A 22,189-nucleotide genomic window follows, 5' to 3' on the forward strand; every position below is an offset into this window, starting at 1 on the left:
AGGTCCGTCAGTCGTCGCTGAGACCGGACTTCAGCTGCTCGCCGAATTCCTGGTCGACGATGCCGGGTGCGACGCCCTTGGTATCGGCGCTCACCACGCCCAACTCGACGGTGCTTTCACATTCGCGGTTCATGGCATTCCTCCATTTGCGAGAGAACGTCATGGCCATGACCATCCAGAAGGTAGCGATGGTTCAAATAATGAGAAGGTTATAATCGGGATGTAACCCGATTGTTTGCAAATCCTGGATCGATCCGGCTAGGATCGGGAAAGTGGATCGCCGTCAAACGGCCGGGTTGCCGCCGCCATGTCCAGGCGTAGCAGCTAAAAGCGGTGGCCTCATGCCTCTGGGAGCATGAATTTTCCGCCCGGCTCTGGCTTCGTTCATGAGGGAGACGGCTTTGATGATGGCTAGACCAGAGGTGGTACGCATATCGGCAACGTCGTCCTTGGCCGCGCCTCCGGAGCTGCGGCCGCGCGTCAGTCCCCCTGAGACACCGGGGCCCGATGGCTCGTCAGCCCGGTGAATCGAGCTCGCTCGCGCAAGAGGCCCCGGAATCGAAGAAGCACCGCTCGGTTCCGACGCGAATGCATCGGGCTCCCATGCGTCGCAGCAGCCAACTTCGAATTCAGCGCGCGTCACCGCCTCGTCCGACCTGGGACCAGCACGATTTCGCGAGGATCTTCGGTCCGGACCTCCTGGTCGAGCAGGGCGCCAAGCCGCCGCGCGAGCAATTCGGTGTCGTCGACCCGCAGGCGACCCGAAACCCGGATCGCCGCAACATTCGGGTCGGCCAGCCTGATCGGGCGCGCACTGTCCCGGTTGGCGAGCGCGATCACCTCGGAGACGGGCACCGAGTCGAAATCCCGCGCTTCGGCCGATGCCGAGCTCGATCGATCTTCCATCGCTCCCTTGTCCTGTGCAGAGGAGAGGCCGGCAAAGGACAGGCGCTCGCCGGCTTTCAATCTGCGCAGCTGCGATGCGTCGTTCGTGGCGGAGGACGGGCCCGGCGAGGCTTTCGGCAAGCTGACATCGACTGCACCTTGCAGCAGACGTACATCGACCTTCCCCGAACCCGCCAGCGATACGTCGAAGACGGTACCGCGGGCGGTGACGCTGCCGCCACCTGCATAGACGACAAAGGGCCGCCCTTCGTGCGCAACCTCGAACCTCGCGGTGCCGCGCACCAGCGTGAGCCGCCTTTCCCGGCTTCCGATCTCGGTCGAGAGCCCGGTTTCCGGGCCGAGGTGCACGGTCGAGCCGTCGGCCAGGCGGATTGTCCGCGCCTCTCCAGCGACGGTAACGAAGTCGCGCGCTTCGATCGTCGTGGCTGCGACGACCTCGCGCTCTGGCTGGACCAGCTCGTGCGACCGGGTCCACCCAGCGAAGACAAGCGCGGCAGCCGCAGCCACCGCGAGTGCTGCGACGAGGAGCCTGTTGCGACGCGGCGCAGGGGCAGCGTCCGCTTCCCCCGGCTCGGCAAGCAGCTTGCCCATCGCGAAGATCTCGGCCGCATGTGCATAGGCGCGGCGATGCTCCGGTCGCTCGGCGAGCCAGGCCTCGAACGCCTGGCGTTCGTCGTCGGCGTCCGGCCCGCGCATTCGGGCGAACCAGTGGGACGCAGCGCTCGCCAGTATTTCCTCGTCCCGCGCCGGCCGGCGGTCGTCGATGCTCATTGCTTCAGGTCCATGCCGATTTTCAGCAGTGCTTCTCCGACATGCCACTCGACGGTGCGGATGCTGATGCCCAGCCGAGTCGCGATGTCCTTGTAGCCGACGCCTTCCACCCGGTGCAGCAGGAACACCTCCCGCGTCCGCGACGGCAGGCCATCGACCGCCGCTCGGTAGCGCCGGCGCATCTGCTCGAGCTCGATCGCGTCTTCCTGCGTCGCCCGGCTGATCAGTGCGTCGACCTCGTCGATCGGGACATGCGCAGCCTTGTTCGACAGGCGGCGCGACCGATCGATCATGAGGTTGCGCACGATCCGGTTGAGAAACGCCTCGGGCTGGCGCAGGCCCTGTCGCTTGTCTGATGCCAGGATTCGCGCGAAGGCGTCGTGCACGACATCGCTGGCGTCGTCGCCGGAGCGAAGCCGCTTGTCGAGCCATCGACGAAGTCTGGGCGCCTGCTCGCGATAAAGCGCGTCCATCTGCGACTGGCCGTCGCGGTCGCGCGCCGTCTGCGCCGGGCCATCCTCGGACCTGCGCACGCCTCAGCGCCCAGCGTCGTACCCGCGCATCGCGCGGGCAGGAATAGTGTAACGCACGAGGATCGACCCCGTGCCGGGCATTGCCTTGGGAGTTGCGTCCGGCCGGTCCGGGCGGACGTGCTTGATGCCTGGCGGTCATTACCGCAGCGCGCTGCCGGCATTGACCGCACTGCGTGACGAGTCTGCGTCACATCGCCGCGACATGCAACCAAGGTCGTGCGCGAGGCTATGGCGGGGCCGCTTCGCTCGCAGCGTCGGCAGTGAGGTGCTGTGCTCGTGTTCTCGGCTGGGCGGGCCAGGTTTCCGGCCGCCGGGCGACTATCCCGCGGAGGAACGCCGGCGGCATGCCACCAGGATTTCCGGGACCGCCTTCGCGCGACGACGATGATAAAGGGTCAGGCGTCGTACCAGCTCGGCAGGGTGGCTCGCCGCGTCGTGCAGCAGCGCCAGTTCTTCCTTCACGTCCGGGAGGGTGGCGGCCTCGGCACGGCGATAGGGGGCGAGGCGATCGCTGGTGCGCGCGACCGCGTCGCACTGCTCCTCGCTACCGGTGCTCTCGGCGAGCACACGAAAGAAACGAGTCGTGGCCGCCGCCGTGTCCGCGGCGTCGGCAACCTCGAAGGCGGTCGAGGCGCTGTCGAGGCGTCGGGACCGGGCCGCGAGGACCAGAAGCCGCCCGTTCCATTGGTAAAGGTCGCGCAGGCCCGCCTCGGTGGGCAGCGGTACCCGGAAGCCGTTATGATTGGGCGCCTCCACGAGCAGCTCGCCGGTCAGCCTGTGCAATGCATCGCGGACCGGGGTTATGCTCGAGGCGATGGTGCTTCCGATCTGTGCCGGCTCGAGCGGCGCACCGGGCGGCAGCTCGCCCTCGACCAGCATGCGCCTGAGTTCTCGGTAGACCCGCTCGAAGGTGACACCCGGGCTCATCGCCTATCGACCGAGTTCGGCGACATGCGCCTCGACCAGTCGTTGCTGGTCCGGTCTCAGCGCGTCGATGGCTGCGAGATGCTCGTCCACCACGTCGTGCAACAGGATCGAGGGGCACTGGCCCTCGTAATTGCCGAGATTGGGCCGGTGCTGCCGGTAGCCGACCAGGTCCGCGAGTGGCGGGCTGAAGCGGCGGGCGACCTCTGGCGGATAGGCGAGCCACTGGTTCTCATAGGGCTTCAGCCATCCCAGGCAGTAGCTGACGATTGCCCCGCGGCGCTGCATCTGGCTGCGGTTCGCACCGGCCCCGTGGAGCGTCGAACCCAGAAAGACCAGTGCATCCCCCGGCTCCATCTCGATGGCGAGCGGCGGCACCTGGGGATCGAGTTCGCAGGCTGCCGCGCCGTGGCTTCGGCGCCACACCAGGGTCGCGCCGTTCTCCTCGCGATAGGGCGTGAACGGCCACATCACATTGACCAGATATTCGATCTCGCCGACCGGTCCACGCCACATGTCCTGGTCCCGGTGCGCCATCTGGGCCGGGGCGCCGGGTTCGAGCAGGATCGCCTGGGTCAGGTTGAGTTGAAGGCAGTCGCACCAGGGCGCCATGATCCTCCTTGCGATATCGAGGATCGCGGGATGCATCACCAGGGTCTCGGCATGGCGACTTCGCGCCAACAGGCGACCGAAGCGGCGGGTACGCTCCCCGTAGAAATAACCCTGGCACAAGGGCGTGCGGGCGAAATCCTCGGCAAGGTCTGATTCGAGCGCTTCGATTTCGACCGCGGGGAGCGCCTCCCGCAGTACAAGAAAGCCGTCGGCCTTGAGCCGATCGATCTGGTTTCCAGGCAAAACCGTCATCATGCTGCCTCCGCCAGTGTATCCAGCCCGGCTGCGATCCCGTTCTCCGCGAGGAGGCCGGGGGTCTGCGCCGTGATGTCGATACGCAGCGCCCCGAGCATCATGCCGCCGACGGCCCGTGGCGGACCAAGCGGTGCCGCATCCCATCCGAAGGCGAGGATCTGGTCCCGCCAGCCCGGTTCGGCGACGCCGGTGTATGTGGTGATCCCTCGATCGAGCGCATAGCGGGCCAGCGCGCCCACAAGCATGTCGCGGCAACGCCTGCGCTCCGGCGCCCTCAGCCGGCGGTCCAGGGAAAAGCGGGTGATCTCATGGACAGCGCCGCCCGCGGGCGGCGGGCCGTCGCACAGCTCCGCGAACAGCGTGTCCAGCAAATGCGGGCGAACGGTGGGCAGCAGCCGCGCCGAGGCGAGGTGACCGCCCAGTCCGTCGGTCAGGATCAGATAGGAAGCATGACTATCGTCGAAGCGATCGACCTCGTATCTGCCGCCAAGGACCGGCAGGTCCCATCCCAGCAGGTCGATGAAGACGCGCTTCCTCGCCTCGAACATTGCGCGCATCACCGCGGGGTTCGCGGTCTCGACCTGGTCCTGGATCATCAGCATTGACGGCCCCCTTGCTTGTGGGAGCCATGATGCTCTGCCTGGCGGGCGGCGCTGGCCACTCCCCAGTATTGGGGAGTTTCAACGCCTGAGCGCGTCGGTGAAGGTAATCGCCCCGTCATAGAGGGCGCGGATCGCGAGTTGGGTCCGGTTGGTGACCCCGTAGCGGCTGCGGGCCTCCTTCATGTGCTGGACTGCCGTGTCATGCCCGATGCCGAGGATCCGCGACGTTTCCCAGTCCGACTTGCCGCGGGCGGCCCAGAACACGCAGTCGTGCTGGCGCGGGCTGAGCGGCGAACGGTCAAGCATCGGTCGTACGCCCGCCAGGCGCCGCGCGCCCTCGAACGCGCTCGCACCGACATATTGCGCCAGCGGCAGCCAGTCGCTGCGGACCTTCGAGCCTTGGCGGGTCGCGAACGAGCAGGATCCGGCCGATTCTCCCGGGATATGGGCTGGCACGGTAAAGCCATCGGCAAGGCCCATGCGGCTCGATCTTGCCAGGATCTCGCGATCGCGCCGCGTCAGGTCGATGAGGTCGGGGAGGCTCGACCAGCGAAACCCGACATTCGTCAGGTGACTGGCGCGGTGGACGGGATCGGAGGGGCCGAGCCGCTCGGCGTCGAAATAGGCTACCCATTCCCGCGGATAATTGTGCACCCGGATGGCGGGGCGCGGGGCGCGCGGCACATCGACATGATGGGTGAGCGCGAAATGCTCGAACCCCATCTCGTGCGCGATCGCCTCGATCAGACCGGCCAGCTCGCCGATCGTGTCTGCGCGCTCTGCAGCGAGCGCGAATGCCTGAGCTGTCTTGATCACCATTTGCCGTGCCACACCAATGCGGGACGCGCCCCGAGCCGCGACGTCCAGGCTTCAGTCATGCCGGCTCCGCAACCTGCGCTTTTCCCTCGCAGCCGCGGTCGGATCGAAGCCGCCAGCGTATCGCGATCTGCCCATTTGGGCAAATCGGGGTGGGAGGAACGTCGCGCAGGTGCTTGTTCGGCCAAGGCAGGCATGTTGACCGGCCATGGTGGGGACGCTGACTGAGGGGCGTCCCGACTGGCAGGACAGCGCGCCCTATCGCGCGCTGTCGGGGATCGACCGTGCGGGTCTCGCCTGGGAATGGCTGCGACGAGACCCGGGCTATGCGGCGATGAGCGGAAAGCTGCGGGAGTCGAGCACCGGCTCCGATGGACCTGTGGAAACGGAGGCGGGCGCCCGGGAGTTCGGGCTGTGCTTTCGCGGAGCACGCCGCTCGCCCGGCCCCTGCCGCGCGTCTGCTCTGGCATGCGGATCTCGATCCGTTCGTGCTGCAGGTCCGGGCGGTGCCGGTACAGGGTTCGGACCCGGAGGCGATCGACCTGGCGCGGCTTGCGCGCTGGGCAACCATCGCGAGGGGTGGCGGACATGAGCACGTCTCCTTCTCCGATGGCTGGCACCGGATCCGGATCGACGTGGTCGAGGGTACGCTGGTCGAGGAAGGCCCTGCTCGGCTGGACTATCTCCTGTCGGGGCTGACGCGCGTCGATGCCCATGTCCTGACGTTGCGCCGCGTGCTCGGGCTCTGGCGCAGCGGGCAATTCTCCAGGGCGCTGTATCCGTGCGAGCCCGGCCTGCATCGCCGCATCGAGGCGCTACGCGTCGGCGACGCGCTCCATGCAGGCGCATCCTATCGCGACATGGCCATCGCGCTGTTCGGCCGCGATCGCGTGGCTGCCGACTGGGGCGACTCCGACCATCTCAAGTCGCGCGTGCGCCGACGCGCGGCCGAGGCCAGGGCAATGGCCGCCGGCGGGTGGCGCGACCTGCTGCGCAGCGGCGGGCAATCGGCCGGCTAGCTACCGGACCGGTGGACTGGACTGCGGCGCCCTCGCGCGAGCGAATAATTTTCCGCGCAAGCCGGGCCGTGGCTGCCGCAGCCGCGAAGTTCGGCTATCGAAGGGGCATGGGTATGCGCTCGATGCTCGCTTTCGTCACGGCCGCGCTTCTTGCCGGCTGCACCATGTCCCCGCCTGCCGCCTCGCCGGACCCGCAGCCCTCGTCGAGGCCGTTGCGCGTCGCGAGCTGGAACCTGGAATTTCTCGCCGAGAAGGACGGGGCCGGATGCGAGCCGCGTACCGCTGCGGATTATGCGGCAATGCGCGCCATCGCCGACAATCTCGACGCGGATGTCATCGCATTCCAGGAAGCAGAGAATCCCAGGGCCGCAGCACGGGTGTTCGATCCGGCTCGCTACACGATCGTCATGGAGGCGCGTTTCGGTCAGCCTGGGGGAAGCTGCGGCGGTGCCCATCCCGGACAGATGTTCATTCGCCAGGCCGTGGGGTTCGCGATCCGCAAGACGCTGGCCTTCGATCGCGCGCCCGATGTGACCGACCTGCAGCTCGGCAATCCGAACCTGAGGTCGGGCGTCGATATCATCGTGCGTCCGGCCGGTGGTCGCCCGCTGCGCCTGCTGGCGGTCCATTTGAAGTCGGGCTGCTTTTCCGGAGACCGCGCGTCTGCCTGCCAGACCTTCCTGCAGCAGGTCGCGCCGCTTGAGCGCTGGATCGATGCGGCGGCGGCCGGGCCGGACCGGTTCATCGTCCTTGGAGACTGGAACCGCCGGCTGGGGGCGCCGGGAGACCCGGTCTGGGCCGAGCTCGACGATGGCGATCCCGCCAATGCCGACCTGCTGCTTGCGGATGCAGGTACCAAGCCCCGGTGCGATCCGCGCTATGGCGAGTTCATCGATCATATCGCGCTCGACCGGCGGGCGAGTCGCGATTTCCGGGCTTTCGACGAAGTGCAGTACGGGACCGCGGTCCATTATTCGGATCACTGTCCGGTAATGGCCTTGCTCGACCGCTGAGCTTGCCGGGCTGCACCGAGAGCCCGGCTACAGGCCGGTGCAGGGGTCACGTGTCGCGGAGCGATCTTGGCGCGCGCCGACGGACTCCCGATGTCTGCTCCTGTCTCCCGTCGAACCGAGCAGCGGAGTATTAAAGCGAGAAGGGGAACATGGCGAGTACGCCGTTTCCATCGGCGGGCGTTCCCAGAACCTGATAGTAAAGCGAGGCCCCGTTATAGATAACGCTGTTGCCGATGGTTGGCGCCATGTTCTGATAGCCCTGGTACCACGCGAAAATGATGGCGTAGTCGCCGGACGGCAGGTCGTCCCAATCCTGATTGAGCGGAGCTTCCGTGGATGCCTGTCCCGACCACTCGTAACTGCCGGAAACTCCCATGACCCGTACTTCAACGACGCCGGGGTTCGAGGGGCTCACTTTCACCGATAAAGTCGCCATCGCCAATTCCTCGAAAAATAAGACAAACGCCCAAATCGGTTCAAATCATTCTATCGCCGACGCACCCGAAGCAATACACGGATCTGCAGTCGCCATAAACAGAAGCAGTAGAATTTTAGGTCGGATTTGACATCAATTTCGATGCAGGCGCGTCGGAAATAGTCATATCATGTCCTAAATCTTCCAGTTTATATCCGGGCACTATGGCGATGCGCAGGTCGCCAGCAAAGGGGGCAGTCGTGTCGCAACCGGCCTATAGCGTTTCCGCAACCAGCGCGCTTAGCGACGACTTCATCCTGACAAGTGACGTGCTGGTCGACACTGCGTCGACGGCGCCTGTCGCGGTCTTCAACGTGGGCGGCGTTCCGCAGGCGCTGTTCGTCCGGGCGGACGGCGTGCTGTGCCAGATCAGCCCCACCGTCGGGGCAAGCCAGGCCGGTTGGGCCACCGTCCCTGTCGGCGGTACCGCCGGGGTCACCGGAGTGGTTGCCGGTATCCAGAGCGACGGCACGATTCACGCCTTCTACACCGATGCGAGCGCCACACGGCATATCTCGCTCAGCAATGGTCAATGGTCGGCACCGGACGCGCTGGCGCTGCTGAGTTCGGTCGCGATCACCGTGAACGGCACGACAGGCGAACTGGTCGCGTACGGCATCGACGGCGATAACCTCGCCCTGATCCGTCAGCAGGGCCCCGGGGGAGCATGGTCGCTTGCCTCGATGCCGGCGGCGGCCGGCCCCCTGGCAGGTACGACCCCGGTGCTGGTGCTCACCGATGCCGCAGACGACTGGATCATGGCGACGCCGGGCTCGTCCGGCAGCAAGACCGGCCTCCAGCTCTACCAGGGCTCCGCCACCGCAGTCGTCTCAGGACCGCAACTCGTCACGGTGGCGAACGGCGTCAAGCAAGTCGTGCTGGGCTATTATGCGAACAACGCCGCCCAGTTCCTGTTCGTGGACTCGAAGAATGGACTGTATTCCACGATCGATGGCGCACAGGCTGCGGTGCAGATCGCGGGCGGCACCGTGGCGAACGCGGCAGCAGTGATCGACGAGAGCAACATGCTTCACGTCTATGCCGCCGGGCCCGATGGCAGCGTCTCGGCGCTTCATCAGACGGGCTGGAGCGATGGTGGTCCGAGCTGGGCGCCGATGATTCCCCTCGACAGCGGCCTGCAGGCACTCTTCACCGACAGCAGCCTGCTGGATGTGAACGCCTTCTTCGCGATCGATACCGAGTCCGTCCTCTGGCACTATGTCCAGGACGCCGTGACCCAGCATTGGGTTGCGGCCAAGGCGCAGACCCCCGGCGTCGAGAGCTACCGTGTGCCGCAATATCGCACCGATCTCACGATCGTCGACGAGAATGGCAGCCCGGCCGCCAATGTCGCGTTCAGCGTTACCGCGTCCTCGCCGGGTGCCGTCCTCCACGCGGGACTATTGTATCCGATCGGCCCGACGACGCCCCTGTCGGTCACGACCAACCCGCTCGGGCGGGCCACCCTGTCGAGCATCGCCTCCGGGCTTTCGGCACCATCGCTGACGGTGTCGCTCGGCGGCGTCGATCTGCTGGCCGGCATCAACCCGGCAAGCGAGGTCCATGGTTTCCTTTCAGGGCAAAATGCGTCGCTGAACGAGGGCAGCGCCTCGGCGTTCGAGAAGCCCTTCGACGGGCCCATGATCCAGGCCGGAACCGTCGACGGCACGCCGATCGCGCCCGCGACCCAGGATAGCCAGTCGGGACTGGCACTGGCCAATACGGCGAGTGGCGGCATCCAGCAGCTGTTCCAGGTGAAAGTCCCCGGCAACACCGTGACGCCGCCATCGGCCGACGTGATCGGCTTCGCAGTCGACATGAGCGACCGGCTCAATCCGAAGCTGACGCTCTTCCACAGCGACGAGGAATATCAGCGTTACCGGTCGGGTGATGCCGGCATGCCGCAGACCGCATTCGATTCGGACTGGTGGGACAGCGTCAAGGACTTCTTCGGAGACGTCTGGCACGGCATCAAGCAGGGCGTCATCGCGGTCACGAAGTTCGTGGTGCACATCGCCGACAAGGTGATCGACCTGGCGGTGCAGGTCTATGACGAGGTGAAGAACATCGTCGGGGCCGCGATCAACGGGATCGAGGACATCGTCGCGGCGATCCACGGCATCTTCGCCTGGATCGGGGCCGAACTGGACCGGCTTATCGACTGGCTGAAGATGCTCTTCGACTGGGGCGACATCATGAACACCTCGAGCGCGATCCAGAGCGCGCTTGGAGGGATCTTCCCCTATGTCCAGGACGCCATCACCCAGAAGGCGGAGCCGCTGGTCTCGGGTTTCTTCGCCAAGCTCGAGGGCCAGGTCACCGCCTCCTTCGACGCCGCCGCGGCCAGCTACCGGCAAAGCGGTGCAGCACTGCCGTCGCTGGTTCCCTCGGGCTCGTCGCGCTACGCGCCCGCTGTCGGCCTGTCGCTCGGCGCGAGCACCGGCGCCATGGCGCTGGCGGACTTCAAGCGCTGGGAAGGCAGCGTCCACAACAACTGGCTCATCGAAAAGCTGGAGGCGCTGCTCGGGATGCAGCCCTCGCTGCCCATGGTCGATGCCCTGGCGGGGGATTTCGCGACACTCGCCGCCGATTTCGATACGGTCGCGGACGACTTCCTCGATGCGCTCGACAATTTCGCAAGCTTCTTCACCACTGCCCTGACCGATCCCAAGGATCTGTCGACCATCGGTGTCGCCGACCTGATCGAGGCGGCAAAGGACGTCGCCCTGGCGGTGCTGACGTTCCTGGACGGGATCATCGAGAGCCTGCTCGCGCTGATGGCGACTGCCGTCGGCGCCGCCGGCAATGTCGTGACGGCACCGCTCGACATCCCGTTCTTCACCTCGATGTTCGACGAGATTGCCAGCCTGTTCGATATCGAAGCGCCAGATTTCAGCGTCTCCGGGCTGTTCTGCACCGCGATCGCGATACCGATCACGATCCTGTACAAGATCGCGAATGGGAGCAGTACACAGCCCTTCCCGGGCGGAAGCCTGCCGACTGCCGATGCACTGCGCGCTTCGCTCGCCCCCGACGCCCTGGGCTCGCCGGCATCCTTGGGCATCCAGTATACCGCAGCCGGCATTGCCAGCCTGTGGGCGCTCATGGACACCGGCCTGGACTGCGTCCCCACCTGCGACCTCATGATATTTAATATCCTCGACCTGGTCGCGCCGTCGCTGCTCACCGTCTTCACCTGGCCGGGCGGGATCCCGTTCGAGGCCCCGCCATTCGATACGAGCGAGGAGAAGGCATCCTTCGCCAACTGGATCATCGGCATCTGCCCCGTCCTCATCGGCATCGCGACACTGTCGGCGGGCAAGATCAAATGGTCCGCCACGTCCAAGGTCCCGCGCTATATCGACCCTGCTGGCAAGGTCCTGTTGACCACCTTCGGTGCGATCAACCTGGTGTCCGGCATCGTGGCCGCGTCGCGTGGCGCCAGTGGCGGGAGCATCGCGGGCGACATCGTCGGGCCGCTTCCCGTGCTCTGCCAGTTCCTGCGGCTCGACAGCCTGCAGGAAAGCAGCGAGGGGCTCACGCTGGCGATCAAGCTGGTGATCGATTTCTTCGCCGGCGAGGGCCTCGCCGTCGCGATCGCGGCCAGCTGAGGTGGAGCGCGAGCTGCGCGCCCTGCTCGCCTGGTTCGAGCCCGCGGATGCCTTGTCTGCGTTGCTGGGCTTCCGGCTGCCCGATCCGGGGGAAGACGTTCGGGCACAACGCGCGGTCCACGAGGCAAAGCGCCGCGCGGTCCTGGAGCGGCCCGACCATGCGCCCGGAGCGGTGGTCCATCCCCTGCCGCCCGAGCTTGTCGCGCCGGGCGAGGCGATGCTTGCGTCGCTGCTTGCGGCCGAGCCCCCGGAGGATCGCCAGCGCTACCGCGTGGCCATGGTCGACCTGGGCGAAGTCCTCGCCTTCCAGAAGGTGATCATGCTCGACCGGCGCGATCCGCGCCTCGAAACGGTCGCGCCGGGCGATCTGCAGCAGCTGTTCGATATCTGCATGCCGAGCGGGCGGGTCGAGGAGGATCTGGACGGCACCTATGACAAGGATGGGCGCGGCGTGACGATCACCTCGCCCAATCCCAACCTGCGGCTCGGCCCCGTGCAGACGATCGAGTTCCCGCCCGGGTCCGGCAACCGGATCATCGGCTGCGCTGTCCTGTTCGGATCGCCCTTCATGCATGTCGTCGAGTATCAGGGGCGATATGTCCTCAAGGACGGCTATCACCGCGCCTTCGCGCTGCTCGCCCGGGGCATTCGCAAGGTCCCGGTGATCCTGCAGTCCGCCCGCACCTTCGCCGACATTCACCGCGGCGGGACCACGCTCATTGCCGCCGAGCATCTTCTCGGCCCGCGGCCGCCGCGCCTGCTCGATTTCCACGACCCCGATGTCTCGACGACGGTTCGACAGCGCGTCTTCCGCAAGGTCGCCCGCCTGCGTGCCGAGGAATTCGTGATCAATATCTGACAGGTGAAAGGGCCTCGACATGTCCAATCCCAAGGCAAGCGTGCTCGCCACGATGACGAACAAGACCTATACCCTGGGTTGGGACGTCCTCGTTGCCTACAATGCCGCGGCAGTGAACGACCTGTTCGCTGCGCAATATGTCGCCAACGTGCGTGCCAACCAGGACTTTCCGCCGATAACCGAAACCATCGCGCTCACGAGCGGCGCAGCGGTGCAGGTGGCAGGACTGACGCTCGGGCCGCCGCTCATCTCCTTCTCGCCCAGCACGACGGACCAGGAGTCGATCCTCACCCTCAACTTCGTTGCCGGCACCCTGTTGCAGGTGAACCGGTCCGGCAAAATCTCCTATGTCACCGGCATCCAGACCATCGTGCCGGGCGACGACTATCAGCTCCGGGCGGTGGTCCCGCTGGAGCAGGTCACCGGAAGTGTCTCGTCGCAAAATAACGTGACCGTGAACTTGAAGAACGCGACCAGCGTCACGACGAACCTGCTGCCCGGGACCAGCGCCGCGAGCTATCTGGGGCAGTATTTCGCCTCCTTGTTCGCCAAGGCGTCGACAGGCGGGCTGAGCTATCAGCTGGGCCAGCTGCTGATCACCTCGGGCGAGGGGCTGGTCCCGACGTCCTTCAGCATCCGGACCCAGGTCTATCCCGGCACGCAGGGCCCCGATGGCGCCGTGCTTCTCCTCGTGGCTACCAAGTATAACGAGGCGGGCGGGAATTATCCGGGCGCCAAATTCCCCTATCTCATTCCCGACGGCAACACCTGTGCGCTCGTCCTGGCGAGCAAGACGCTGTTTTCGAACATCCTGGCTCCCCACTACTCAGCCACCATGAACGGAAGCCCGTCCTTCTCGGTCAATCAATTCCCCGCCAGTCAGGCGGCAAGCTATATTGTTGCGAGTGGGGGCACGCTCTCCACGTCGCCCATATCGGGTAGCTGGTCGACGGGGGTGGTAGCCTATTCGGTTTGGTCAGGTAATTGTCCGAAAGGACCTCAGAATGTAGCCATTCCTTACAACGGTTGTTCGATCGAACCGGAAAACGACCAGCTGGCGATCGCCTGGAACGGCGCGCAATTCACGCAAGAATTCGCGGGCCAAAGCACGATGCGCAATTCCTTTTGCCATACGAGCTATGTCCAGCTGACTCTGAACGCATCGATGAAGGCCGCGCTGGCCGTCTCGGCACAGCAGGAGATTTCGCTGACGCAAATCGGCTCGCCCAGCATCGACTTCAGCTTCAAGCAGAGCAGCTGGGTAGACAAGTTTCTCGGCAACGGCGCCTTTCGCGACAAGGCGGCCTCCACCTTATCCGATAATATGAAGCCGGTCGTGGCGACCGCAATGGCGGTGCCACTGACAGAAGTTGACGCCTTCGCGGTAAGCCACCTCCTGTTCCCCGCGATGAACGCGCTCAGCTATTCGAGCGCGCACCTTCCCGGGGACCTCGCGGTATTCGGCCAGATCTCCCCGAAGATGACCCAGTTCAGCCTGTCGCCGATCCAGGCCGACCTTGGGCCGGGGCAAGAGCAGCAATTTACCGTATCGGACAACGAAAGCGTAACCTGGTCGGTCTTCCCAAGGCTGGGGACGATTTCGTCGACCGGAGTCTATACGGCGCCTGCGACGGTCTCCTCGGGTATCCCGGTGGTGGTTACGGCCACGAACGCAAGCGACGATGTCGCGACGGCAGTGGTGACCGTCGTGCCCTCGGCGATCGCGGTCAGTCCGGCGTTCGGTATCGTGTTTCCCTCCACCGAATCGATCCAGCTCCAGGCTGCGGTACTGGGCGGAGCGTTGGCGACCTGGAGCATCACGCCGGATGACGGGTCTCTCGGTACGATCAGCGCATCGGGACTCTACACGCCGCCGGCGGAGCTTCCCTCCACGCTCGAGACCGTCCAGGTCACTGCGACTGCCGCGAATACCAGCGCGACCTGCCTGCTGTGCCTGGCAGATGTGATCATCGGCGTCGGCGTCACGCCGATGAATGCCCAGCTTGCTCCCGGCGGGACGCAGCAGTTCTCCGCGACTTCCAGCGACCCTGTCACCTGGAGCGTGCAGCCTGAGCTGGGTAGCATCAACGATACCGGCCTCTACACTGCGCCCTCGACGGTGACGGAGCCCGCAATCGCGCTCGTCATCGCGTGCACGGGCGACTCGTTCTACGGATTTGCGCCAGTGTTGCTCACGACCAGCTGACGAGTGACCCAAGCCCGCCGCCGTCGCGAGGCCTGTTGCAAAGGACTGCTCAAGGCATTGGTCGTTCGCTCAGCGAGACTGGCGGTCGTCGCTTCCGAAGCGCTGCCTTGCAACCGAAATGGACCGGACCTGTCTCGACTTTCAAAGGACGCCCTTGCAGCTTGCCCGCGGGGGGATGCATCATGAAATTGCTGGCACTTGCCGCGCTGCTGGCGCTCGGGCCGACGACGTTCAATCCGTGCCTTGGCATCTTCGCCGCTGCCGGCAGCCAATGCTGCAAGCGCTGCAGCGCGGGCAAGGCGTGCGGTGACAGTTGCATCTCGAAGGACAAGACCTGCCACAAGGGAAAGGGTTGTGCCTGTGACGGTTGATCTTCGGCCATGACGCCGGACGAAGAGCGGTTCGCGGAGGCGCTGGCGGTCGAGCGGGTGCACGGCGATAAATCCGCACTCTTCGTCGCCGAGCGGATCGGCGCGCTTGCGCTTGCGAACGATGCCGCCGGAGTCGAGCGCTGGCGTCAGATCGCGGTACGACTTGATATCTTGTGGCACGGAAGACCTGGGTGACGACAGTCGGCGCCGCATGGTCGCTCCCGCTGTCGCTGGCACGGGCGCGTGCGTATCGACATTGTGTCACTGGATCAGGCGGGGGCAGCGCTCGGACGATCTTGGGAAGGGGAATTTGACGTCCCGGGTCTTGGGCGACGCGCCGGGTTCTCCGGCGGGCTGCGCCGGAGACCTGGATCGTGGTTCGGGTGGGAAGCCTGTGTGGAGATTTGCACCGCCTGGCACCGTCTGGCGATCAGATCCCCACCTGGATCCTGATCCTTGTTGGAGGGGGCGTAAATGAACAGGAAGCTGGTGGTTCTGGTGACCGCAATTGGCATGTCGCTGGGATGGGCGGGTTCGTCCGCCGCGCAATATCTGAGCGGCAGCGCACGCGGCGAGTTCAGGACCTTCCTCGGGCGGCTCGAATATGATCCGTCGCGACCGTGCATCAAGCCGACGCGGCCGTTCTCGGACGATGACTATGCCCGGAACATGTATGTCTCCCGGGCACGGGAGTATCTGCGATGCCTCGGTTCTGCCGCCGACCAGGATCTGGACTATGCGCGGGCGGTGATCCTTGCCGGCCGCCAGAAGGCGGTCGATGACTATCTGGAAGAAGTTCGCAGGGGCTACTGAGCCGTCTTGGCGGTAGTGTGTAGCCGCTGTCGTGCACATGGGCATACGCTGTCAGGCCTTGCAGCGCGATGCCATGGTGGTGCGCGGGATCCGATGGGCGCACGCTGAGGCTGCGGGCAGCCACAGGGTGCGCGCGCCGGTTCGCCCGCGCATGCGCGCTTGCCTTTGACCGGGGGGCGGGGCGGCGGCTGGCGCACGGCTTGCGCGCGCACGCCGCCCCGCCGCGGTGTCGACAAGAGTGCATATTGTTCCTGCATCGGATCGCTGCAACCGCGCTCTACGGCACTTCGCGCCGCCGGGCCGCGCCGCGTCCCGGCCTGTCGGTGACGATCGCTGGCGCTTGAGCAGCGGACGGCGCGTTCGCGCCGGCGCTCGTCTGGCCGGTCCCGGAGAAGCGGGATGGGCGCCGCGCCCTTCTAGGCCCGCTCGGGCGGGCCGCAACCCGGGCGCGGCCCGGGTCCTCCACCTGCGTTGCGGCCTTGCGGTGCGTCCCGCCCGCCGCCGCGGGCCTTCCAGGGCTTCCTCGCCGCCCACCCCGCTTTCCGGGGCCGGGCGAGGGATTTGGGAAGGACTGGATCATGCGCGCATGGCGCACGAAGCAAGTGGCCGACGGGCTGGGCGGGCTCGCGCCGACGATGGCAGCCGGTGGCGAGGCCGAGGCGGCCGCGTCGGGTTTCGCTGCCTGGCTGGGCTCGGGATCGTGAGCCTGCTCACCCCCGGGCTCCGTGCGGCGCTGGTCGCCCAGTATCGCGACAGCGGCGAGGCCAGGCGCCCGCTGGTCAAATTGTTCAACCCGCTGTCGGCCGCGACGTGGCTCGCGAGCGAGCTTGCCGAGGACGGCGATGCGCTGTTCGGGCTGGCCGACCTCGGCTTCGGCTGTCCCGAGCTCGGCTGGTTCTCGCTCGCCGAGATCGCGGCGCTGCGGCTGCCGTTCGGGTTGCGCATTGAGCGCGACCGCCACTTCTCGACCGACATCGGCCTTGCCGAATGGGCGCGTCGCGCGCGCTCGGCCGGCTCGATCCTCCATGACGAGGCGCTGCTGCGCCACGAGCGTCCGGCGGGCGACCCGACAGACTGGTTTCCGCCGTCCGGGTGATGGCGCGGAAGGCGCGCGGCGCGCCCTCCCGCCGCATCCCTGCGACAGGCCCGTCCCACGATAAAGGCGCGGTGCCGGTCCGCTTCGAAAGGAAGACCGACATGAAACTCGACTTCATCGCCATCGACCGTCTCTATGTCGACAAGGCCAATATGCGCATCGCCAAGCGACCGCCCGACGTTGCCGACATCCTGCCGAGCGTGCGACGGCGCGGCATCCTCCAGCCGCTGATCGTGCGACCGGGCGAGGGCGACCGGTTCGGCATCGTCGCGGGCGCGCGGCGCTTCCGCGCTGCCTGTCTCGTCACCGAGGAACGCTGCGCCGATGACCAGGGCGCGTCCGATCCTTCAGGCGAGCCGACGCTCTTGCCCTGCGCGATCCTCGACGAGGGCGACGATGCCGATGCCGTCGAGGCGTCGCTGATCGAGAACATGGCCCGGCTCGATCCCGACGAGGTGACCCGCTGGGAAAGCTTCGTCCGGCTCGTCCGCGAGGGACGATCACCGGAGGAGATCGCCGATACCTTCGCGCTTCCGGTGCTCGCGGTCCGGCGGACGCTGGCGCTCGGCAACCTGCTGCCGCGCATCCGCGACCTGTACCGCCGGGGCAAGATCGACGCGGCGAGCGCCCGTCACCTGACGCTTGCCAGCACGACGCGGCAGAAGGACTGGCTGGCGCTGTGGGACTCGCCCGACGCCCATTGCCCGACCGGCTGGCAGCTGCGCGGCTGGTTGCTCGGCGGCGAGGCGATCCGCGCCGACCATGCCCTGTTCGACGTCGAGGCGAGCGGGCTGGCGCTGGTCGCCGACCTGTTCGACGAGCAGCGCTACATCGCCGATGCCGCCGCCTTCTGGCGCGCGCAGGATGAAGCGATCGAGGCGCGGCGCATCGCCTATCTCGATGCCGGCTGGGCCGGGGTGGAGGTGGTGCCGCCGGCGCGCCACTTCCATGGCTGGGAGCATGAGAAGATGCCGCGGCGCAAGGGCGGGCGCGTCTATATCGACGTGCGGTCGAGCGGCGAGGTCGTGTTTCACGAGGGCTATCTGACCCGCAGGGAAGCGAGCCGGATCGCGCGCGGCGAGGCGGCCGGGGCCGGTGCGCCGCCCGCCCGGCGCCCCGAGGTGACCGGGCCGATGCAGGCCTATATCGACCTCCATCGCCACGCCGCGGTGCGTGCCGCCCTGCTGTCGCACCAGCGGGTCGCGCTGCGGCTGATGGTCGCCCATGCCATTGCCGGGTCGCATCTCTGGCGCGTCACGCCCGAGCGACAGGAGGCACGCAGCGACCGCATCGCCGAGTCGGTCGAGACGTGCCCCGGCGAGACGCTGTTCGACGAGCATCGCCGCGGGATCCTCTCCGTGCTCGCGCTCGACCGCGACTCGCCGACCCTGTGCGGCGCACCCGGCCCGGACGGGGTGGTGACGCTTTTCCTCGAGCTGCTGAGCTGGCCGGACGGCGTGGTGCTCGACGCGATCGCCCTGCTCATGGGCGAGACGCTCGCCGCGGGAAGCCCGGCGGTCGACGCGGTCGGGGCCGAGATCGGCATCGACATGGCGCAGTGGTGGCAACCCGATGCCGCGTTCTTCGAGCTCCTGCGCGACCGGGAAGTGCTCGGCCGGATCGTCGCCGAGACCGCTGGCGAGGCGGTGGCCGAGGCCAATTCCGGCGAGAAGATTGCGACGCTGAGGAAGATCGCGACCGATGCCCTTGCGGGCGCCGACGGTCGGGCGAGGGTCGAGAACTGGGTGCCGCGATGGATGGCGTTCCCGCCCTCGGCCTATACCGGACGCGGTGGGATCGGCAGCGTCGAGGCGCATGCCAGGGTGGCGGCCGCGCGCGCTGCGCGTCCGCTGGAGCCGGGTGAGGGCGAGGCGCTGGCGGCCTGAAGTGATGCGGGGCGGCAGGGGCCGCCCCGCTTGTTCGCGCGCGGAGCGCGCATCGAATCGCCGGTCAGCGGCCCGCGTGGCGGGGCCCCCTATTCGTCGCGCCACATGGCGGGCAGGGGGGCGGTGCCCGCTCGAATCCACCTCGTCCGGCGAGCTCGCGGGGCTTGTGGTTGGCGTGTTGCCGGACGCCGGGCCCATGACATTCGGCGATGCAGTCGTCGCACGCCGGCTCGGGCGACAGTCGTTCGGCCGAGGCCCGCGCCTGGTCCAGTACCTTCATGCAAGCGCCCCTCCCGGCCTTCGGCAAAGGCGGGCGCGCGCATGCGCCGGGCGCGCCGGGGAAGGCGGGTGGCGCACGCGGATGGCTGGGCGAGAGGGTGCCACCACCTGCTCCCCACGACTGTCCAAAGCCGCATGCGGCCTCTTCCACGATGGCCGTCTGGCAGCCCGCGCCCTTGGCCCGCAACGGCGTCGCCGACTTTCCTCCCCGGCTTGGGGCGCTGCCCCGTCGCCTTCCTCGCGAGGCAGGAAAGCCGGCTTTGGCCGTCCTTCGCTGGCGCTGCGGCCCTGCTCTGCGGGCCGGGTGCAGGCCGGTCGCGTGCTGCCCGCGCGACGCCATCGAGGCCGCACTGGCGCGGCTTCGACCCACTGAGGAGAATGATCATGGCGACCATCGGCAGCTTCACCCGCGACGACAACGGCGTCTTCACCGGCACCATCCGGACCCTGACGCTCAACGCCAAGACGACCATCCGGCCGGTCGGCAAGGACAATGACAAGGCCCCGGACTACCGCGTGATGACCTCGGCGAATGTCGAGTTCGGCGCCGGCTGGACCAAGACCTCGCGCGAGGACCGGACCTATGTCTCGGTCAAGCTCGACGACCCCTCGCTGCCCGCGCCGATCTACGCGACGCTGGTCGAGGGCGAGCAGGGCACCCACAACCTCATCTGGTCGCGCTGAGCCCAAGGCGTCCCGTGCCTCCCGGCGCGGGACGCTTCCCGGCGGGGGGTGTCGAACTCGGAGGGGCCGTGTTTCGACACTCCCGGGCGGATGCCCGGCGCGCCATCCACGGTGTCGTTCGACACATCGAGGATGCCCCCCATGACCGACGACCAGATCGACCGGGCGACGCGCGCCAGGCGCGGCTCGCCCTTCCTCAACACCGAGCAGGCCGCCGCCTATCTCGGCTTCTCGGCGCGGCTGATGAAGCGTCTGCGGGTGAGCGGCGAGGGACCGGTCTTCCGCCGGCACAGCCGGTTCGTCCAATATCATATCGACGATCTCGACGCCTGGAGCCGCGACCGCAGCGCCCGGGGAATCCGCTCGTGAGTGGGCGTCTGGCGCCGGGCGCCACGCCGCTGCTGGCCTGGGGCGAGGCGCGCGATGCGCGCCGCGCGGCCGGGCTGCGTCGCCTTCGGCTCGGCCTGCTGGGCGGCGGGGCGCTGCTGTTGCTCGTCGCGCCGACCCTTGCCCGCCCGTCGCCGCGCCTGGTCTGGAATGCAAGTCGCAGCGCGCCCACCGGGCTCTACTGGGTGTGGCCGGGCGGGGCGGTGGGGCGCGGGGACATGGTCGTGGCGCGACTGCCCGAGCCGTGGCGATCGCTCGCCGCGCGACGCCGGTACCTGCCCGCCAACGTCCCGCTGGTGAAGCGCGTCGCCGCCGCCCATGGCGACCTGGTCTGCGCCTCGGGCACGCAGGTCAGGGTGAATGGCGTCGTGGTAGCGACCCGGTTGCGGCGCGATTCCAGCGGCCGGGCATTGCCCTGGTGGGAAGGCTGCGTGACGCTCGGCGCGGGCGATATGCTGCTGCTGATGCCGCCGCCGGGCTCATTCGACGGGCGCTATTTCGGCATCAGCCGGGCGTCGGATGTCGTCGGCCGCGCGAGGCTGATATGGGCCCGCTGAGCCTCGTCCTGCTCGCCGGGTTCCTGGCGCCGGCCGGCGATCCTGGCGGCGCTGGGGTGTCGCGCTGGTCGCCCGAGATCGAGGTGGCGGCTGCGCGCTGCGCTGTTCCCCGCGCCTGGATCGAGCGGGTGATGCGCGCCGAAAGCGGCGGGCAGACTGAGCTCCGCGGTCGCCCGATCCGCAGCACCAAGGGCGCGATCGGGCTGATGCAGCTGATGCCCGCGACCTGGGCGGAGCTGCGCCGCGAACTGTCGCTCGGCGACGATCCCGACCTGCCGGCGGACAATATCGTTGCCGGCGCCTGCTATCTGCGCCGCATGCACGACCGCTTCGGTTATCCGGGGCTGTTCGCTGCCTATAATGCCGGGCCGGCGCGCTACGCCGCCTGGCTGGCGGGCAAGGCGCGGCTTCCGGCCGAGACGATTGCCTATCTGCGCCGGGTCAGCGGGGACCGGCCTGGACCGGTCTCAGGGCCCGAGCCGGCGGCACGGGATCCGCTGTTCCTGATGCGCCGCGAGGGGCGTGCGGCGAGGGTCCAAGCGCCCGATGCGAGCGGCCGGGCATCGCTCTTCGTCTTTGATCGAGAGGACCGGTGATGGACCGGGCGGATGGCAGGACGGTCGCGCAAGCCGCGCGCCGGAGCGGGTACGGTAGGGCTACGGGAACGCGCGGGGTGGGGTTTTGGGCAGCCGTTGGCGCCAGCAAGTGGTGCGCATCGATGGTGCGGCAGCCCGACGGGGGAGGCAGCGCGTGGTGGGCGCAGACGGTGGACAGGGGGGAGGGGGCAGCGAGCGGTGGGTACCGAGGGTGGAGAGGCAGACGGGGGAGGGGGCTCGTCGTGAAGTCCGAGCATGACGGGCGGCGCGGCGGCCCTCAAGGCCCATGGGTACCCCCCGATTTGCTGCGCAAATCGGCTCCCCCCATGTCCGCTTCGCGGCGCCTGCGCCATGCGCAGGCGGCCCTGACCGCCGCCGCGCCGCCCGTCTCCAGCCTGGGTGTCCTCGATGGCGGGGACCGCAAGCGGAGACTGATCATGGCACAATTCATTTCCATCTCGGACGCGACCGACCGGGTCATGGCGGCGCTCGTCGGCGGGCTCGAGATCGAGTTCGGGCGGGTTGCCGCGAGCGCGTTGGCGCAGCGCTTCCTCGATGCCGAGAAGTGCGATTTCCACTGGGATGCGCGGGTCGAGGAGCGCTGGCTCGGCAGCTATTTCGGCGAAGACGAGACGCAGGTCGAGCTCGACCGGGTGCGAATCCTCGGGCGGATCGGTGGCCGTTGGTTCGTCGCCGTGATGCTCGTCGATGGCGAGGGCGAGGCGCGCGGGATGCTCGGCAAGCGCTGTTTTGCAGGCGCTGGGCGGGCGCGAATGGCGTTCTCGGATGCGTGAGGATCGCCTCGACAGGAGCCGGGATGCGCTGCCGGACTGGCGGCGTGTCCTGGCTTTCTTTTTGCGCTTGGAATGGGGGGTAGGAAGGGAGAAGGAGAAACAAGATAAAGGCGGTGTCTCGCGA

At 67.5% G+C, this 22,189-nt stretch carries 25 protein-coding genes; 17 read left to right on the top strand and 8 right to left on the bottom strand.

The genetic code is table 11. The annotated features are described in order from the left end of the window. Window positions 1-7 precede the first annotated feature (7 nt). From ACZ1H8_RS12270 to ACZ1H8_RS12300, 7 genes are all read right to left on the bottom strand, one after another. A complete protein-coding gene (locus tag ACZ1H8_RS12270) occupies window positions 8-133 on the bottom strand; it encodes a hypothetical protein (RefSeq protein ID WP_465177469.1) in 126 nt (41 codons plus the stop codon). Between the two features lie 506 nt (window positions 134-639). Continuing rightward, a complete protein-coding gene (locus ACZ1H8_RS12275; RefSeq protein WP_465177470.1) occupies window positions 640-1,677 on the bottom strand; it encodes a FecR family protein in 1,038 nt (345 codons plus the stop codon). Next, a complete protein-coding gene (locus tag ACZ1H8_RS12280) occupies window positions 1,674-2,210 on the bottom strand; it encodes an RNA polymerase sigma factor (RefSeq protein WP_465177471.1) in 537 nt (178 codons plus the stop codon). The genes ACZ1H8_RS12275 and ACZ1H8_RS12280 overlap by 4 nt, the downstream gene beginning before the upstream one ends. A 318-nt stretch (window positions 2,211-2,528) precedes the next feature. Further along, entirely contained in the window at window positions 2,529-3,137 is a 609-nt protein-coding gene (locus ACZ1H8_RS12285) for a GntR family transcriptional regulator (protein WP_465177472.1), read from the bottom strand. 3 nt (window positions 3,138-3,140) lie between these two features. Then, window positions 3,141-4,001: a phytanoyl-CoA dioxygenase family protein gene (locus ACZ1H8_RS12290; RefSeq protein WP_465177473.1), complete on the bottom strand. Its 861-nt coding sequence runs from the start codon at window positions 3,999-4,001 to the stop codon at window positions 3,141-3,143. Continuing rightward, complete coding sequence (locus tag ACZ1H8_RS12295) at window positions 3,998-4,603, bottom strand: acyl-homoserine-lactone synthase (protein WP_465177474.1); 606 nt, start codon at window positions 4,601-4,603, stop codon at window positions 3,998-4,000. The genes ACZ1H8_RS12290 and ACZ1H8_RS12295 overlap by 4 nt, the downstream gene beginning before the upstream one ends. Window positions 4,604-4,681: 78 nt before the next feature. Beyond that, window positions 4,682-5,422: a helix-turn-helix transcriptional regulator gene (locus ACZ1H8_RS12300; RefSeq protein WP_465177475.1), complete on the bottom strand. Its 741-nt coding sequence runs from the start codon at window positions 5,420-5,422 to the stop codon at window positions 4,682-4,684. A 205-nt stretch (window positions 5,423-5,627) separates the two neighbouring features. Between ACZ1H8_RS12300 and ACZ1H8_RS12305 the strand changes: the two genes are divergently transcribed. The 3 genes from ACZ1H8_RS12305 (at window position 5,628) to ACZ1H8_RS12315 (ending at window position 7,451) form a co-directional block, all read left to right on the top strand. Then, window positions 5,628-6,011, top strand: coding sequence for a transcriptional regulator domain-containing protein (locus tag ACZ1H8_RS12305; RefSeq protein ID WP_465177476.1), 384 nt, complete (start codon window positions 5,628-5,630; stop codon window positions 6,009-6,011). Further along, the gene (locus ACZ1H8_RS12310; protein ID WP_465177477.1) at window positions 5,908-6,438 is read left to right on the top strand and encodes a DNA -binding domain-containing protein; all 531 of its coding nucleotides are present in this window, start codon (window positions 5,908-5,910) and stop codon (window positions 6,436-6,438) included. The genes ACZ1H8_RS12305 and ACZ1H8_RS12310 overlap by 104 nt, the downstream gene beginning before the upstream one ends. A 107-nt stretch (window positions 6,439-6,545) precedes the next feature. Then, complete coding sequence (locus tag ACZ1H8_RS12315) at window positions 6,546-7,451, top strand: endonuclease/exonuclease/phosphatase family protein (RefSeq protein WP_465177478.1); 906 nt, start codon at window positions 6,546-6,548, stop codon at window positions 7,449-7,451. A 130-nt stretch (window positions 7,452-7,581) separates the two neighbouring features. On the opposite strand, the gene ACZ1H8_RS12320 is transcribed toward ACZ1H8_RS12315, so the two are convergent. Continuing rightward, window positions 7,582-7,887 (bottom strand): hypothetical protein, encoded by a 306-nt coding sequence (locus ACZ1H8_RS12320; protein ID WP_465177479.1) that lies wholly within the window; start codon window positions 7,885-7,887, stop codon window positions 7,582-7,584. A gap of 239 nt (window positions 7,888-8,126) precedes the next feature. Here ACZ1H8_RS12320 and ACZ1H8_RS12325 point away from each other — a divergent pair, with 239 nt between their 5' ends. The 14 genes from ACZ1H8_RS12325 (at window position 8,127) to ACZ1H8_RS12390 (ending at window position 22,065) form a co-directional block, all read left to right on the top strand. Next, window positions 8,127-11,537 (top strand): PLL family lectin, encoded by a 3,411-nt coding sequence (locus ACZ1H8_RS12325; protein WP_465177480.1) that lies wholly within the window; start codon window positions 8,127-8,129, stop codon window positions 11,535-11,537. A gap of 1 nt (window position 11,538) precedes the next feature. Then, the gene (locus ACZ1H8_RS12330) at window positions 11,539-12,396 is read left to right on the top strand and encodes a hypothetical protein (protein ID WP_465177481.1); all 858 of its coding nucleotides are present in this window, start codon (window positions 11,539-11,541) and stop codon (window positions 12,394-12,396) included. A gap of 19 nt (window positions 12,397-12,415) precedes the next feature. Further along, the gene (locus ACZ1H8_RS12335; protein WP_465177482.1) at window positions 12,416-14,602 is read left to right on the top strand and encodes a hypothetical protein; all 2,187 of its coding nucleotides are present in this window, start codon (window positions 12,416-12,418) and stop codon (window positions 14,600-14,602) included. 182 nt (window positions 14,603-14,784) lie between these two features. Further along, a complete protein-coding gene (locus tag ACZ1H8_RS12340; RefSeq protein WP_465177483.1) occupies window positions 14,785-14,973 on the top strand; it encodes a hypothetical protein in 189 nt (62 codons plus the stop codon). 9 nt (window positions 14,974-14,982) lie between these two features. Then, a complete protein-coding gene (locus ACZ1H8_RS12345; protein ID WP_465177484.1) occupies window positions 14,983-15,168 on the top strand; it encodes a DUF6961 family protein in 186 nt (61 codons plus the stop codon). A gap of 279 nt (window positions 15,169-15,447) precedes the next feature. Further along, the gene (locus ACZ1H8_RS12350; protein ID WP_465177485.1) at window positions 15,448-15,786 is read left to right on the top strand and encodes a hypothetical protein; all 339 of its coding nucleotides are present in this window, start codon (window positions 15,448-15,450) and stop codon (window positions 15,784-15,786) included. Window positions 15,787-16,364: 578 nt separating this feature from the next. After that, on the top strand, window positions 16,365-16,490 hold the full coding sequence (locus ACZ1H8_RS12355; RefSeq protein ID WP_465177486.1) for a hypothetical protein: 126 nt from the start codon (window positions 16,365-16,367) through the stop codon (window positions 16,488-16,490). Further along, window positions 16,487-16,882, top strand: coding sequence for a DUF2958 domain-containing protein (locus tag ACZ1H8_RS12360; RefSeq protein ID WP_465177487.1), 396 nt, complete (start codon window positions 16,487-16,489; stop codon window positions 16,880-16,882). The genes ACZ1H8_RS12355 and ACZ1H8_RS12360 overlap by 4 nt, the downstream gene beginning before the upstream one ends. Before the next feature lie 101 nt (window positions 16,883-16,983). Further along, the gene (locus ACZ1H8_RS12365) at window positions 16,984-18,768 is read left to right on the top strand and encodes a ParB/RepB/Spo0J family partition protein (RefSeq protein ID WP_465177488.1); all 1,785 of its coding nucleotides are present in this window, start codon (window positions 16,984-16,986) and stop codon (window positions 18,766-18,768) included. Window positions 18,769-19,431: 663 nt separating this feature from the next. Beyond that, window positions 19,432-19,731 (top strand): DUF736 domain-containing protein, encoded by a 300-nt coding sequence (locus ACZ1H8_RS12370; RefSeq protein ID WP_465177489.1) that lies wholly within the window; start codon window positions 19,432-19,434, stop codon window positions 19,729-19,731. A gap of 141 nt (window positions 19,732-19,872) precedes the next feature. Next, the gene (locus ACZ1H8_RS12375; protein WP_465177490.1) at window positions 19,873-20,100 is read left to right on the top strand and encodes a helix-turn-helix domain-containing protein; all 228 of its coding nucleotides are present in this window, start codon (window positions 19,873-19,875) and stop codon (window positions 20,098-20,100) included. Beyond that, entirely contained in the window at window positions 20,097-20,675 is a 579-nt protein-coding gene (locus tag ACZ1H8_RS12380; RefSeq protein WP_465177491.1) for a S26 family signal peptidase, read from the top strand. Before ACZ1H8_RS12375 ends, ACZ1H8_RS12380 begins: the two co-directional genes overlap by 4 nt. After that, window positions 20,663-21,271 carry a lytic transglycosylase domain-containing protein gene (locus ACZ1H8_RS12385; protein WP_465177492.1) on the top strand — a complete coding sequence of 203 codons (609 nt, stop codon included), beginning with the start codon at window positions 20,663-20,665 and terminating at the stop codon, window positions 21,269-21,271. Before ACZ1H8_RS12380 ends, ACZ1H8_RS12385 begins: the two co-directional genes overlap by 13 nt. 326 nt (window positions 21,272-21,597) lie before the next feature. After that, a complete protein-coding gene (locus ACZ1H8_RS12390; RefSeq protein WP_465177493.1) occupies window positions 21,598-22,065 on the top strand; it encodes a hypothetical protein in 468 nt (155 codons plus the stop codon). Window positions 22,066-22,189: the final 124 nt, after the last annotated feature.

The organism is Sphingomonas sp. BL-S-25 (assembly GCF_055521555.1).